This is a genomic window from Bradyrhizobium sp. CCBAU 53421, from assembly GCF_015291625.1.
Taxonomy (GTDB): Bacteria; Pseudomonadota; Alphaproteobacteria; order Rhizobiales; family Xanthobacteraceae; genus Bradyrhizobium.
This window is the reverse complement of record NZ_CP030047.1, coordinates 2,377,538-2,392,177: the sequence shown is the minus strand read 5'-3', so window position 1 is coordinate 2,392,177 and position 14,640 is coordinate 2,377,538. Positions and strand designations below refer to the sequence as shown.

Here is a 14,640-nt window from a genome sequence, read left to right as displayed (position 1 = left end):
TGGGCGCGGAGTGTATTTTCGGGAACCTTGTTGTTCGGATCTCGCGCCAGGTTCCCGCGTCAACGACGCGGATCGAGACGCAACACCGGTGCGCGCGGCGGTCACGTTCAATCTTCCGTCACCCATTTGGCGACGGTCATGACGTCAGGCGGTTGCAGATAGCCGCGGGGCCAGAGATCGACGGCCCATTCCACCTTGGTGGCGCGTTCAACGAGAACGGCAGTGTTGTGCGGCGTTTGCGCGAACGAAAATCCGCGATAGTGGGGATCCCCGACGTCGTGGAACTTGAACAGGTTCCACGACTGCATCACCAGCATCAGGCTAGTCGTGTTGCGCGTGGTGTCCCAGCAATCGTAATTGTGCTTGTCGTCGTTGGCGCGGAAGTCCGCTTTCGCCACGCGCTTGTCGGTGCCGAGGATCGGCCCCATCCGGCGGTCGAACCAGATCACGGCCTTTTGCACGGCGGCACGTTCGGCGGCGGCATTGGCGCGACCGGTGGCCATGATCCTGGTCAGCGCCGCCCTGTCGGCCGCGCCGAAGTCGAGCATCTCGCGGCGCCGGCAGACGAAGCCGTAGCACACCGTCATCGCCGAGGCCGACGGCGGATAGATCGAGACCGATGTATAGAGCTGCATGATGCCGGAGCTGAGCTCGGCGGCGCAGGACGGCGTCATAGCCGACAGGGACAAGACCGCGGCGCATAACGCGCCGGCAATCCCGGTTTGCTTCGCCCGTATCGGCTGATTGGCATCGTCCATGTCGCGGCCCCCAATTGGGAGGAGAATTATCGCGGGTGCGCCGCGATGCCAATACATCCTGCGCATGGCTGTGGATCAGATCGGGAGCCTGTCAGCCGACCGGCAGCGGCGCATCGCGCTTGACTTCCTCCATCACCGCGTAGGTTCGCGTTTCGCGCACGCCCGGCAGCGCCAGCAGGGTCTCGCCGAGAAACCTGCGATAGGCGGTCATGTTGGCGACGCGCGCCTTGACCAGATAGTCGAAGCCGCCCGCCACCATGTGGCACTCCAGCACTTCCGGGGCGGACTGGACCGCTTTGGCGAACTTCTCGAAGACATCGGGCGTGGTCTTGTCGAGCAGCACCTCGACAAACACCAAAAGACCGAGGCCGAGCCGGTGCGGGTTGAGCCGCGCGCCGTAGCCCTCGACGAAGCCGTCGCGCTGCAGCCGCTTCAGCCGTTCGCCGACGGAGGTCGGCGACAGGCCGATCCTCTCGGCCAGTTCCACATTGGCAATCCGCCCATCCCCTTGCAGGATCGAGAGGATTTTGCGGTCCGTCTTATCTATCTCTGTCATATCCACGGCAATATCTGAAATGATCCGGATTTTCTAAGGCAAATCTGCTAATTTGTCTATCGAACTACGGTACGACCGCGCGTAGGTGTTCCCGTGCAATCCCAAGGAATCGCCAAGGACCGCCAAGGAACCATCATGCCAGACCCGTCCCCGCTCCCACCGCCGTTCAGTGCGCCGTACGCCCCGGATGATGCCGCGATCGCCGGCCGCTTGCGCCAGGACGCGCGGCTCGGCGCCGACCAGGAGGCCAGGGTCGACCAGACCGCGCGGCGCCTGATCGAGGCGATCAGGGCCAATGACGATCCGCTCGGCGGGGTCGAGGACATGCTGCGCGAGTTCGCGCTGTCGACCAAGGAGGGCCTCGCGCTGATGGTGCTGGCCGAGGCGCTGCTCCGGGTACCCGACGCGCGCACCGCCGACCAGTTCATCGAGGACAAGCTCGGCCAGGGCGACTTCGTCAACCACGAGACCAAATCGACCGCGTTCATGGTCAATGCCTCGGCCTGGGCGCTCGGCATGTCGGCGCGCGTGATCCAGCCCGGTGAAACACCGCAAGGAACGATAGGTCGGCTGACCAAGCGGCTCGGCGCGCCGGCGGTGCGCGCCGCGACGCGGCAGGCGATGCGGCTGATGGGCAGCCATTTCGTGCTCGGCGAGACCATCGAGGCGGCGCTGTCGCGGGCGCAAGCGCATACCGCGCGCGGCTCGCGCTATTCCTTCGACATGCTGGGCGAAGGCGCCCGTACCGCCGACGATGCCCGCCGCTATTTCGAATCCTACGCCCGCGCGATCGACGCGATCGGCAAGGCAGCCGGCGATCAGGCCCTGCCCGACCGGCCCGGCATCTCGGTCAAACTCTCCGCGCTGCATCCGCGCTTCGAGGCGGTCAGCCACGAGCGGGTGATGGCCGAGCTGGTGCCGCAACTGATCGATCTTGCGCGTCGCGCCAAGGCGTTCGACCTCAACTTCACCGTCGATGCCGAGGAAGCCGACCGGTTGGAGCTGTCGCTCGACGTCATCGCAGCGGCATTCGCCGATCCGTCGTTCGCCGGCTGGGACGGCTTCGGACTTGCGATCCAGGCCTATCAGAAGCGCGCTGCCGACGTGATCGATTATATCGATGCACTGACCCGCGCGCTCGACCGCAGGATGATGGTACGCCTGGTCAAGGGCGCCTATTGGGACACCGAGATCAAGCGTGCGCAGGAGCGCGGGCTCGGCGGCTATCCGGTGTTCACCCGCAAGGCGATGACCGATCTGAATTATGTCGCTTGCGCGCGAAAGCTGCTGGGCTTACGGCCGCGGCTGTTTCCGCAATTCGCCACCCACAACGCGCTGACGGTCGCGACCATCCTCGAACTGTCAGACGATCCGACGAGCTTCGAATTCCAGCGGCTGCACGGCATGGGCGAAGCGCTCTACGCCCAGCTCGGCGACGACAGGCCGGAGATCGCCCATCGCACCTATGCCCCGGTCGGCAGCCACCGCGACCTGCTCGCCTATCTGGTGCGGCGGCTGCTCGAGAACGGCGCCAACTCGTCCTTCGTGGCGCTCGCGGCGGACAACCGCGTCTCCATCGTGGACCTGCTGCGCCGCCCGGCCGACATCATCGGTGACGACAACAACGCGGCCCATTCCGGAATTCCGCTGCCGGCCGATCTCTACCGGCCGCAGCGCGAGAATTCGCACGGCATCGAGTTCGGCGAACGAAAGGCGCTCGATGCGCTGACGTCTTCGATCGCCACCGAACCCAGGGCGGCGTCCGGCATGGTCGCGACGTCGACGGTCGAACAGGCCAATGCCGCGGTCGTCGCCGCCCGCGGCGGCTTCAAGGCGTGGAACAGCACGCCCGCCGCGCGGCGAGCCGAAATCCTCGACAAGGCCGCGGACCTGCTCGAGCAGCGCCGTGCGCACTTCCTCGCTCTGCTGCAGAACGAAGGCGGCAAGACACTCGACGACGCACTCTCCGAGGTGCGCGAGGCGATCGACTTCTGCCGCTACTATGCAGCGCTCGGCCGCAAGCTGTTCGGGCAAGGTGAAGCGATGCCGGGCCCGACCGGCGAAAGCAACGTGCTGGAGCTGCACGGCCGCGGCGCGTTCGTTGCGATCTCGCCGTGGAATTTCCCGCTCGCGATCTTCCTCGGCCAGGTGACGGCGGCGCTGATGGCCGGCAATGCGGTGATAGCAAAGCCGGCCGAGCAGACCCCGCGGATCGCAGCCGAAGCGGTCGCGCTGCTGCATCTGGCGGGCGTACCGGCATCAGCCCTGCATCTGGTCCAGGGCGACGGCACGGCCGGTGCCGCGCTGGTCGGCCATCCCGGCATTGCCGGCGTGGTCTTCACCGGCTCGACCGAAGTGGCGCGGTCGATCAACCGGACGCTCGCGGCCAAGGACGGCCCGATCGTGCCGCTGATCGCGGAAACCGGTGGCATCAACGCCATGATCGTCGATGCCACCGCGCTGCCCGAGCAGGTCGCCGACGACGTCGTGACCTCGGCGTTCCGCTCCGCCGGCCAGCGCTGCTCGGCGCTCAGGCTGCTGTTCGTGCAGGACGACGTCGCCGACCGCATGATCGAGATGATCGCGGGCGCCGCGCGCGAACTGAAGATCGGCGATCCCTCGGAACCATCGACGCATATCGGACCGGTGATCGATGCGGAGGCCAAGCAGCGACTCGATGCACACATCGCGCGGATGAAGCAGGAGGCGCGGGTGCATCTCGCCGGCGAGGCGCCGGCAGGCAATTTCGTCGCGCCGCATATCTTCGAGCTCTCGTCCGCAAGCCAGCTGCGTGAAGAGGTGTTCGGCCCGATCCTGCATGTCGTGCGCTACCGCGCCGAGCGGCTCGGCGACGTGCTGGCCGCGATCGAGGCGACTGGATTTGGCCTGACGCTCGGCATCCATTCGCGCATCGACGACACGATCGAGCACGTGATCGAACGTCTCCAGGTCGGCAACATCTATGTCAACCGCAACATGATCGGCGCGGTCGTCGGCGTACAGCCGTTCGGCGGCGGCGGCCTCTCCGGCACCGGCCCCAAGGCCGGCGGCCCGCACTACCTCACGCGCTTCGCGACCGAGCAGACGATCACGATCAACACCGCCGCCGCGGGCGGCAATGCGGCGCTGATGGCGGGGGTGGAATAGGTTTCCGTCATTGCGAGGAGCGAAGCGACGAAGCAATCCATCTATCCCTGAGCTGAGGTATTGCTTCGCTCCGCTCGCAATGACGTCCCAACAAGCCGTTGCATCGTGCCCCCGAGATGGGTCAAATGGCGGTCCGATCGGGATCATCGCACACGATAATTCCAGCTACCGGAAAAACACCAACAAGCGCCACGGGAGCGACGGCACGATGGAAAAAGGCATTTTTGACGGGCTCAAGGTCCTGGACTGCGCGAGCTTCATCGCTGCGCCCGCGGCCGCCACCGTGCTGTCAGACTTCGGCGCCGACGTCATCAAGATCGAGCCGCCGGGCGCCGGTGATCCCTACCGCAATCTGCCCAATCTGCCCGGCTATCCCGCGAGCGAGCACAATTTCGCGTGGATGCTCGAGGCCCGCAACAAGAAGAGCCTCGCGCTCGACCTCACCAAGCCTGACGCGCAGCAGGTGCTGTACAAGCTGGTCGCCGAGGCCGACGTGTTCATCACCAACATGCCGCCGCAGGTGCGGACGAAGCTCGGCATCACCTATGATCATCTTGCCCATCTCAACGACCGGCTGATCTATGCCTCCTTCACCGGTTACGGCGAGAAGGGCGAAGAGGCCAACAAGCCCGGCTTCGACTCCAACGCCTATTGGGCCCGCTCCGGCCTGATGGATCTGGTGCGCGCCGACGAGGACACCACACCGGCGCGTTCGGTCGCCGGCATGGGAGATCATCCCTGCGCGATGGCGTTCTACGGCGCGATCGTCACCGCGCTATTCCAGCGCGAAAAGACCGGCAAGGGCTCGCATGTCTCGACCAATTTGATGGCCAACGGCATCTGGGCCAACGGCGTGCTGGCGCAGGCCAAGCTCGTCGGCGCCAAGTTCAAGAAGCGCAAGCCGCGCGAAGAGGCGCTGAACGCCGTCACCAACCATTACAAGTGCAAGGACGGCCGCTGGCTGATCCTCTCGCTCCTCAACGAGGACCGGCAGTGGCCGACCCTGGCGCGCTGCATGGGCCGCGAGGACCTCGTCGCCGACGCGCGCTTTGCCACCAAGGCGGACCGCCATGCGCGTTCGGTCGAGCTGATCAGGATCTTCGACGAGGTGTTCGCCGGCAAGGACCTCGCCGAGTGGCGCAAGATCCTCGACGGCAATGGCCTCGTGTTCGGCGTCGTCGGCATTCTCGACGACATCCCGAACGACAAGCAGATGATCGAGAACGAGGTGCTGGTACGCTTCGAGAACGACACCATGCTGACCGTCAACAGCCCGATCTTCATCGACGGAGCCAGGAAGGTGCAGCCGCGCAAGCCGCCCGAGGTCGGCGAGCACTCCGACGAGATCTTGCGTCAGGCCGGCTACGACGAGGCCACGATCCAGAAGCTGCGCGCGTCCGGCGCGGTGGCGTAATCACGCGACACGTAGCCCGGATGGAACCAACGGGGCGCGCATACGCGCGACCCGTTGGCTCCATCCGGGCTACAAAGGAATCTCAGCGCTTCATCCAGGCCCAGACCAGGGCCACGGCGATGATGCCGATGATCACCGCGAGCCCGATCGCCCAGCTGCTGACGCGGACGGCGCTCACCGCCTGACGCTCTGCCTCGTTGGCCGCGATCTCGCGGTTGCGCTGCTTGTTGTCCTCGGGAGCACTCATCGGCCTGTCTCCGGTCAAGGGCTGTTTCAGGTCCTTGTCGCAGCAGGCAGCGTAGCATCAAATGATGACGCCCGGCTCGCGCCGGAATCACCGCCGAGGCGGACGGCCCGGCTGAGCGAGAACGCCGCCAGCGCGGCGCACAGCGCGGCCAATGCCGCGGTCATGAACAGCTCCCCTGTGCTCCATTTCGCGCTCATCAGCGCGCCGCCGATCAATGGACCGATGATGGAGCCGACCCGGCCGATGCCAAGCGCCCAGCCGACGCCGGTGGCGCGCATCGCGGTCGGGTAGAAATTCGCGGCCAGCGCATTGGCGGCGATCTGGCCACCGATAATGCAGAAGCCGGCCGCGAACACCGCAACCGTGACCAACACAACCGAATGGCTGAGCTGGCCGATCGCACCGACCGCGAATACGGCGACGAAATAGACCAGCGCCAGCGCGCGGAACGAAAAACGGTCAACCACGCTTCCGAGCGCGAACGTGCCGATCACGCCGCCGACCTGGAGCATCGCACCGATCAAGGCTGAGGCCGACACGGAGGCGCCGAGATCGTTGAGCACAGTCGGCAGCCAGTTCGCCAGGAAATAGAGGTCGAGCAGGCTCATGAAGAACACAACCCACAGCAACAAGGTGGGCAGCATCCTGCCGTCGGTGAAGAGATGCCGCACCCGCAGGCCTTCGAGCCGCGGCTCATGCACGACGAACTGCCTGCCCGACACGGCTTGCGCGGCGCCCGCGTTGATGCGGCCGAGCAGCTCGGCAACGCGCAGAGTCGCGCGGCCACCGAGCGCGAGAAAGCGCACGGATTCGGGCAGCCGCCACGCGAGCAACGGCGCCAGCAGCAACGGCGCGGCGCCGCCGACGACGAACACCGAACGCCAGCCATAATGCGGGATCAGGGCCGCGGCGAGCAGGCCGCCAAGCGCCGCGCCGACCGAGAAGCCGCAGAACATGATCATCACCATGGTGGCGCGGCGGCGGTGCGGGCTGAATTCGGACGTCATTGCCACCGCATTCGGCATCGCGCCGCCGAGCCCGATGCCGGTGAGCAAGCGGATCACCATGAGCGTGGTGACGTCGTTGACGAAAGCGGTTGCAAGCGTGCCGATGCCGAAGGCGAGCGTCGAGCAGATGATGATCTTCCTGCGCCCGACGCGATCGGCGAGCGGCCCGAAGATCAGCGCGCCGATCATCAGTCCGAACAGGCCGGCGCTGAAGACCGGCCCGAGCGCTGCGCGCGACAGGTTCCACTCCTTGGCGAGCGCCGGCGCGACATAGCCGATCGCCTGCGTGTCGAAGCCATCGAGGAACAGCACCGCGGCGCAGGTCAGCAGCAGCCTGATCTGGAAGCCGCCGACGGGCTGCCGGTCGATAAAGTCGGCAACGTCGGTTGCCTCAGTCTCCGCCATGACCGTCCCCTCCCGCGCTGTCTGCGGCTGTTGTCAGCCGTCATTTTCTCGAACCTACCGCCGATTGCGCCGACGCGGCAGGCTTCCGGCTAGCCGCGCAGCGCGTCCCTGGAATAGCCCGCGATCCGCTTGTAACTGTCGGACAGGCCGGCCAGCTCCTCGCGGCTGATCACGTCCTCGATGGCGCGGAACGGCTTGTCCCCGGTGCGAAGGAACACCTCGCGCAGGATCGCATCCGGCGGGTTGGTGCGGTTGGTCAGCACGACGCGCGTGGTGGCTTCCAGCCGCTGCGCCTCATAGGCCGAAAGCGCCGCGACGGGATCGTCATGCGCGAGCAACGCCGTGGTCAGCGCCCGGGCGTCAAGGATCGCCTGCCCCGCACCGTTCGAGCCGCGCGGCACCATCGGATGCGCAGCATCGCCGAGCAAGGTGACGCGGCCAAAGCTCCAGCGCGGCAACGGATCCTGATCGACCATCGGGAACTCGAGCACGCTGTCGGCGGCACGGATGAAGGCGGGTACGTCGAGCCAGTCGAAATGCCAGTCGGCAAAGGCCCAGATGAAATCGTCGAGCGAGCCGGCGCGATTCCAGTCGCGCTTGCGATAGTTCGGCGTTTCGATCTCGGCGACCCAGTTGACGAGTTGCAGGCCGTCGGCGCCGGCCGGACGGATCGGATAGATCACCATCTTGCCGTGCGACAGCCAGCCCGCGCGCACCATGCTGGCGCCGGACAGCATCGGCTTCCAGCGGGTGACGCCGCGCCACATGTTGACGCCGGAATAGCGTGGCTCGCCCTCGCCGGGGAAGAATTGCTTGCGCGCCGCGGAGTTGATGCCGTCGCAGGCGATCGCGACGCGACCGCGCGCGGTGAAGCGGTCAGCACCACCGGGGCCATCGGAGAACGACACAGTGACGCCATCGTCGTCTTGAGCCACGGCCACGCAGTGACGATTGGTTACGATGTGATCGGCGCCGGCCCGGGCGCGGAACGCATCCAGCAACACCATCTGCAGGTCGCCGCGGTGAATCGAGAACTGCGGATGATCGTAGCCGGCGCTCCGCCCGAGCGGCTCCTGGTAGATCAACTGGCCGAAACGGTTGAAGAAGGTCGCATCGGTGGTCGTGATCGCGACCTTCGCAAGTGCATCCTCAAGTCCGAGCGCTGCAAGTTCCTTGGTCGCGTGCGGCAGCAGGTTGATGCCGACGCCGACCTGCCTGATCTCGGCTGCGGATTCGAAGATGCGGCAGGGAATGTTGGCCTGATGCAGCGCGAGGCCGAGCGTCAGACCGCCGATACCGGCACCGACGATGATGACCTCGTCCATGCTTCCATTCCCTGATCTTTATTGTTGGTGGGATGAAACACGAATGGTAAGCCCACTGTCAATCTGCCCGCGTCACCTCTCCCCGCATGAGCGCGGCGGCGATGAGAAAAGGTTCCGGCACAGGACTACCGCCCCTTCACGAAGCACATGCCCATGCGGGAGGTCTTGCCGGCAACCTGACACGCGAGCCCCTCGGCGCAGGTCCAGCTGCGAAAGCTGCGGTCGGTCTCGGCCGGCGTGCTGCCCGGCAGATAGCAATGCGCGCCCCAGCCGTTGCTGTATTCGGTGCCGGCAAGCTCGGCGCTGGCGCGCAGTTGCGGCCGGTTGGAGAAGCCGCGCGAGAAGTCCGGCGCCTTGCCGTCGCGGAAGCTTGCGAGGATATCGCGGCGGCGTGGTTGGTCGCCGAAGAAATGCGGCGAGGCCGGCACCACGGTGGAGTTCGACGGCTTCGCCGCCATCCAGTCGACGCCGGAAAAATGGAAGCCGCCAATGCCGCGGGTCTGGTGGCAGCCTGCACAGGTGACATCGTTGAGGCGCCGCTCGAAGCCGGCCAGCGACTTGATGTTCTGCAGGTTCGTCCCGTTCGCCGCAGCCTTCTGCAACGCGCCGACCACGTCACCTTCCGAGAACACCGTGTTGCCGGCCGCCTCCTCGCCCTGCACCATCCCGAACTCCGGCTCCAGGTCGCTGACATCAAAACCGGTCGGCGTCGGTGCGACTGCGCCGGTTGCAAGGAAACGATCGGGGATCAGCAAGGTGCCGCGATCGAGCTCGGCAAAATGCCCGGGATCGAGCAGCCAGGCCTTGAAGTCGCGCTTCAGCGCCTCGTCGGCCAGAATACGATCGCGATCGATCTGGTTCTCCAGCGGCGCCTCGGCAAAGCGTTTCGCCGCACCGTCATAGTCGAACACTTTCAGGAGATAGTCGGTCCGGAAGTCGCGCACCGCGGATTTCGGCGCGTGCGCGATCTGCAGATTGGTCTCGATGCGATCGATATTGCGGGCATCGATCAGGTCGAGCGGTCCGTCCTTGCCGAACAATTTCTCCATCGCAGGCGGTGCGCTGGCGGTCGCGAGCCAGCGCCGTGCGATCTCGCGGCAGCTGAGCGATGCATCGTTGCCGTCGCCCTTCGCCTTCAGCACCAGGTTCAACGTCATCGGCAGCCGCTGCGAGACCGCGTTCTCACCGATCAGCGGCACGTCGGTGCGGGTCAGCCGATAGATCAGCCGAATCTCGCCGCAGCTTGCCGGCGCCACATAGGCGCGATCCATGCGGTTGACGATGCCGGCCAGCACGAAGCGAACGTCAGGAGATTGAAACAGCGCGCGATCGAACAGCTGGAATGCAAAGCCGTCGCCGACGCCGATGCTCTCGTTCGGCAGGCTCGCCTGATGCTTTGCGACATAGCGATCGAATTCGCGATCGAGTGCCTCGCGCACCGGCGCCATCGCAGGCATTCCGAACAGATCGCGATTGGACAGCGGCGCATCGGCGGAGCGCTCTGGCGCGAGCATCCGGCCGAGACCGAGGCGGCCATGATCGAGCTCGCGCAGGATCGCGGGATCGATCACCGCCGTACCGCGTTCCACCGCGCGATCCTCCGCGGCGGGTGCAGGCACGGCGCCACCGAGCAGAACGGACATCAGCAGGAGGCATTTCAACGCGCGGCTCATGCCCCACTAACACCGCACGGCAAACCCTATTCAAGAAAAAAGGCGCTTCACATCGCGGTGAAGCGCCTTGGTATCGTCGTGTTTCGCCGATCATAGCGTTTTCGAGCGAAGTGGACGCCGGCTCGCGTGAAGAAAACGCGCCCAAACGACAAGCTAGAGCTTCGGTTCTGATTCAATCAGAACCGAAAATGCTCTAGCGCGAGACGATCAGGCCCTTGCTGGTGACGACCACCCAACGGCCGTCCTGCTTGCGGATGGCGTCGACGCGGCCGAGGCCGGGGACGGGATCGCCGGCATAAACCTCGTAGATGCCGCCGCGGCCCTCGATCAGTGCGCCGCCATTGCCGACGTCGCGCAGCGCCCAGCCGTCAACCACCGGCATGCGGCCGACCTCCGGCCTGGGGGCGGCCGGCGCAGCCGCGGCAGTCGCCGGCGGGATCGAGCCCGTAACCTCGCGGGCGGGCGTGACAGCGGCGACGGTCGTCGTCGGGGCGCGAAGCTTGTCGACGGTCTCGCTGAGCTTGTTGAGCTTGGCGATCGGTTCGGCCTGGGCCTTCTCGACCTTCTCGATCCGGTCGCTGGCCTTGCTAAACTGGGCCTGGCCGGCCTTGGCGGTCTGCTCCACGCTGGCCTTCAGCGCGGCGATCTCGGATTCGATCCGGGCGAGCGCGGCATCGGCCGCTTCCTTGGCAGCGGCGTCCGTGGCAGCGTCCTTGGCAGCCACATCCCTGACGGAGGCAGCGGCGGGGGCGGCGAGATGGCCGAGCCCTGCGGTCGCAAGTGCGCCGCCGATGGCCCCTGCCACGGTCGCCAGCGCAATCACCGCGGCCATCGCCCCGAACCGGCGCGAGCCGGCCGGTTTGGCGGTCTGTTCGGCGCCCGGCTTGGAGGCGGTCGCCTCATGGTCCCAGGTCCGGTCACCGGGCGCCATGATCATCAGCTTGCCCGGGAAACGCGGCTCTTCACGCTTGCCGGTCTCGACCTTGGGCACGTCCATATTGGTCGGGTCGATCTTGGGGTTGATCTTGGCGTCGATCTTGGCCTCGACCATGGGATCAAGCCGGGACGGCTCAACCTTGGGGGCTTCGGGCTTCGGCGCGTCGATCCTGGGCGCATCCGCCTTCGGCGACGTCTCCTCCTGCTCGGGCGCAAGCCTGACAGCCTCGGCACCGGCCGCGGCCGCCACGGGCTCGCTCTTCGCCGCCGTCTCGGCGCCGGCTTGACCGCTGACCGGCTCGCTCTGCTGCTCACTCACGTTCAAAGTCTCCAGACTGGGTTGACAATTCGGTAACTTTTATTGCTTGCGAAATGGTTACCCCACCCGGCCATTACCTAAATTTTAGGGAGTTTTCCGGGCCGGATTTGGGCGATGTTGCCATGCGGCAATCTGCGTCAGCTCCGTTTGCGCGCGGCGCTTTCCCGATTAACATACCGCCATCTTCCAGCCAGAAGGCAGGAGGGAGTGCCATGACGATCGAGAAATGCATCAACGAATTTGGTGTCGATGACGTCATTTTTGAGGAAGGCTCGACCGGCCGCGAGCTGTTCGTCGTGCTCGACGGCACCGTCGACATCGCCAAGATCGATGGCGGAAACAAGACGGTCATCGTCAGCCTCGGCAAGGGCGAATTCTTCGGCGAGATGGCCGTGATCGACGGCTCGGCGCGCTCCGCAACCGCCATTGCCTCCGCGCCCAAGACGCGGGTGATGCGGATCAACCACGCCCGCTTCGTCTATCTCGTCAGCCAACAGCCGGCCTTCGCGCTGATGGTGATGGATGCGCTGTCGAAACGCCTGCGCGCGTCCAACGCGGTCACTTATCGGACGGCGGCCGCACCATGAGCGAGCACAAGCCAAGCCCGTTCAAGACGCTGTTCGACGCCGACGTCGCGACGCTGATCCAGGCCGCCGACGACGTTTACCAGATCCGCTTCAAGAACCGCGCGGCGAACGCCTATCTCGTACGCGGCAGCAAGCGCACCATCATGATCGACGTCGGACTGTCGAGCAATTATCCGTCGCTGGTCGCGTGCCTCAACCATCTCGGGGTAACGCCCGACATGATCGACATGGTGGTGCTGAGCCACGAGCATCTCGATCACATCGGCGCGGCCTATCATTTCCATGGCTCAGCCTACATCGCCGCGCACCGGCTCGCCGCCAACAAGATCATGCTGCGCGACGACTTCTCGATGCTGCGCAAGATGTTCAACGAACCGAACGTGCCGATCGACATCGACATCTGGCTCGAGGAAGGCAACCTGATCGACCTCGGCAATTTCCGCCTCAACGTGATGTACACGCCGGGCCATACCTCGGCCTGCATCTCGCTGTTCGATCAGGACAAGGGGCTGTTGTTCGCCGCCGACACGCTGATGCCCGGCGGCGTGATGGGCGGCGTGTTCGGCTCCGGCTCGATCGCCGACTACATCCAGTCGCTGGAACGGTTGAAGGGACTCAATTCGAAGATCCTGCTGTCGGGTCACGGCCGGCTATCCGACACGCCGCAGGACGATGTGCGGATCGCGCTGCAACGCTCGCATGCCTTGCTCGAGGACACCGCGCAGCTGTTCGACGCGCTCGATGCGCGCTCGAATTTCGAGCCGATCATGCAGTCGGTGCGCGACCTCAACAAGCTCGACGATTGACCCTTGGTCCAAGCAAAGCCGGCCGTTGTGGCCTGCCATGGCTTTGCATTAGGATCGGTTCACAACGATCAAGAATCATGGGCGCGGCGACGAAAGCCGTGCCGGCAGCGAGGAGACGAAACCAATGCAGGCTGACACGATGGCGCAGATGCGCCGCCGGGTGGTGATCTCCTCCACGATCGGCAATGCGCTGGAATGGTTCGACTTCACCGTCTTCGGCCTGTTCGCCGGCATCCTGAGCAAGCTGTTCTTTCCCGCGGACAATCCGCATTCCTCGCTGCTGCTGACCTTCGCGACATTCGGAATCGCCTTTGCGGCCCGGCCGCTGGGTGGCCTGGTGTTCGGGCTCTATTCCGACAAGCACGGCCGCAAGAAGGCGCTGGTCGTGATGATATCGCTGATGGCTGTCGGCACCGGCCTGCTCGGCCTGCTGCCGACCTATGGCGCGATCGGAATCGCGGCGCCGCTGCTGTTGCTGCTGGCGCGGCTGATCCAGGGCTTTTCCGCCGGCGGCGAGTTCGGCAGCGCCAGCGCGATGCTGATCGAATTCGCGCCGCCCGGCAGACGCGGCTTCTACGGTTCGTTCCAGATGGTGTCGCAATCGCTGGCGTTCGGCCTCGGCGCCGCGATGGCGATCGGTCTCAATCTCGGCCTGTCGCCCGACGCCTTCGCGAGCTGGGGTTGGCGCGTGCCGTTCATCCTCGGCATTCTGATCGGGCCGACCGGATGGTACCTGCGCCAACGGTGCGACGAGTCACCCGAATTCAAGGCGTATCTCGCCGAGAGGGCCGCGACGGCACAACCGAGCAGGCAGACCACGCTCGGCCAATTGTTCTCCGAACATCCGCGCGAGTTGATCGCCTCGTTCTGCCTGATCGCGGCCGGTACCGCGATCAACTACGTCAACGCGATCTTTCTGCCGACCTATGCGGTCGCCGAGCTGAAGCTCCCGATCCTGAACGCGCAGCTCGGCCTGCTCGTCGTCAGCCTCGTCAATGCGGCGGTGGCGGTGGCCTGCGGCGCCCTCTCCGACCGGATCGGTCGTCGCGCGGTGCTCGTCCCAGCGCTGATCGTCTACAGCTTGCTGTTTTACGTGATCCTGCAGCGGCTCGTCGCCGCCCCGACCACGGCGAACCTCTGGCAGTTGCAGGTCGTCGCGATCCTGCTCGGCGCCCTGGCCGGACCGATGCCGGCCTTCATGACCGAGATATTTCCGGTCGGCGTGCGCTCGACCGGCGCATCGCTGATGTACAACCTCGCCGTGATGCTGTTCGGTGGGCTGGCGCCGTTCATCAACACCTGGCTGGTCCAGGTCACGGGCGACAAGGCTGCACCGGTCTACTACATCCTGTTCGCCGCGGCGGTGGGTCTCGTGGGTCTGTCGGTCTATCGCGGTCGACCGTCCGCGCCGGGAATCGCAACGCAACCGGCGCAATGACCTCCGCGCGTGCGCGACCACG

12 protein-coding genes are annotated in these 14,640 nt (G+C 65.7%); 5 read left to right on the top strand and 7 right to left on the bottom strand.

Going from position 1 to position 14,640, the window contains the following annotated elements; all coding sequences use genetic code 11:
• Positions 1–107 precede the first annotated feature (107 nt).
• Both XH92_RS11285 and XH92_RS11280 read right to left on the bottom strand, forming a co-directional pair.
• Positions 108–758 carry a hypothetical protein gene (locus XH92_RS11285; RefSeq protein WP_194459275.1) on the bottom strand — a complete coding sequence of 217 codons (651 nt, stop codon included), beginning with the start codon at positions 756–758 and terminating at the stop codon, positions 108–110.
• A gap of 91 nt (positions 759–849) precedes the next feature.
• Positions 850–1,314, bottom strand: coding sequence for an Lrp/AsnC ligand binding domain-containing protein (locus tag XH92_RS11280; protein WP_194459274.1), 465 nt, complete (start codon positions 1,312–1,314; stop codon positions 850–852).
• Between the two features lie 135 nt (positions 1,315–1,449).
• Here XH92_RS11280 and putA point away from each other — a divergent pair, with 135 nt between their 5' ends.
• The gene (putA, locus tag XH92_RS11275; protein WP_194459273.1) at positions 1,450–4,461 is read left to right on the top strand and encodes a bifunctional proline dehydrogenase/L-glutamate gamma-semialdehyde dehydrogenase PutA; all 3,012 of its coding nucleotides are present in this window, start codon (positions 1,450–1,452) and stop codon (positions 4,459–4,461) included.
• Between the two features lie 208 nt (positions 4,462–4,669).
• The gene (locus tag XH92_RS11270) at positions 4,670–5,875 is read left to right on the top strand and encodes a CaiB/BaiF CoA-transferase family protein (RefSeq protein ID WP_194459272.1); all 1,206 of its coding nucleotides are present in this window, start codon (positions 4,670–4,672) and stop codon (positions 5,873–5,875) included.
• Positions 5,876–5,957: 82 nt separating this feature from the next.
• Here XH92_RS11270 and XH92_RS11265 read toward each other — a convergent pair whose 3' ends face one another.
• The 5 genes from XH92_RS11265 to XH92_RS11245 form a co-directional block, all read right to left on the bottom strand.
• A complete protein-coding gene (locus tag XH92_RS11265) occupies positions 5,958–6,122 on the bottom strand; it encodes a hypothetical protein (protein WP_194459271.1) in 165 nt (54 codons plus the stop codon).
• Between the two features lie 26 nt (positions 6,123–6,148).
• Positions 6,149–7,534 (bottom strand): MFS transporter, encoded by a 1,386-nt coding sequence (locus XH92_RS11260; protein WP_194459270.1) that lies wholly within the window; start codon positions 7,532–7,534, stop codon positions 6,149–6,151.
• Positions 7,535–7,623: 89 nt separating this feature from the next.
• Positions 7,624–8,859 carry a flavin-dependent oxidoreductase gene (locus XH92_RS11255; protein WP_194459269.1) on the bottom strand — a complete coding sequence of 412 codons (1,236 nt, stop codon included), beginning with the start codon at positions 8,857–8,859 and terminating at the stop codon, positions 7,624–7,626.
• Between the two features lie 125 nt (positions 8,860–8,984).
• Entirely contained in the window at positions 8,985–10,532 is a 1,548-nt protein-coding gene (locus XH92_RS11250) for a hypothetical protein (RefSeq protein WP_194459268.1), read from the bottom strand.
• A gap of 193 nt (positions 10,533–10,725) precedes the next feature.
• Positions 10,726–11,793 (bottom strand): hypothetical protein, encoded by a 1,068-nt coding sequence (locus tag XH92_RS11245; RefSeq protein WP_194459267.1) that lies wholly within the window; start codon positions 11,791–11,793, stop codon positions 10,726–10,728.
• Between the two features lie 206 nt (positions 11,794–11,999).
• Between XH92_RS11245 and XH92_RS11240 the strand changes: the two genes are divergently transcribed.
• The 3 genes from XH92_RS11240 to XH92_RS11230 all read left to right on the top strand — a co-directional run bounded on the left by XH92_RS11240 (position 12,000) and on the right by XH92_RS11230 (position 14,618).
• Positions 12,000–12,374, top strand: coding sequence for a Crp/Fnr family transcriptional regulator (locus XH92_RS11240; RefSeq protein ID WP_194459266.1), 375 nt, complete (start codon positions 12,000–12,002; stop codon positions 12,372–12,374).
• Positions 12,371–13,180, top strand: a complete 810-nt coding sequence (locus XH92_RS11235) for an MBL fold metallo-hydrolase (protein WP_194459265.1) — start codon at positions 12,371–12,373, stop codon at positions 13,178–13,180. The genes XH92_RS11240 and XH92_RS11235 overlap by 4 nt, the downstream gene beginning before the upstream one ends.
• A gap of 124 nt (positions 13,181–13,304) precedes the next feature.
• Complete coding sequence (locus XH92_RS11230; RefSeq protein ID WP_246788369.1) at positions 13,305–14,618, top strand: MFS transporter; 1,314 nt, start codon at positions 13,305–13,307, stop codon at positions 14,616–14,618.
• Positions 14,619–14,640 lie beyond the last annotated feature (22 nt).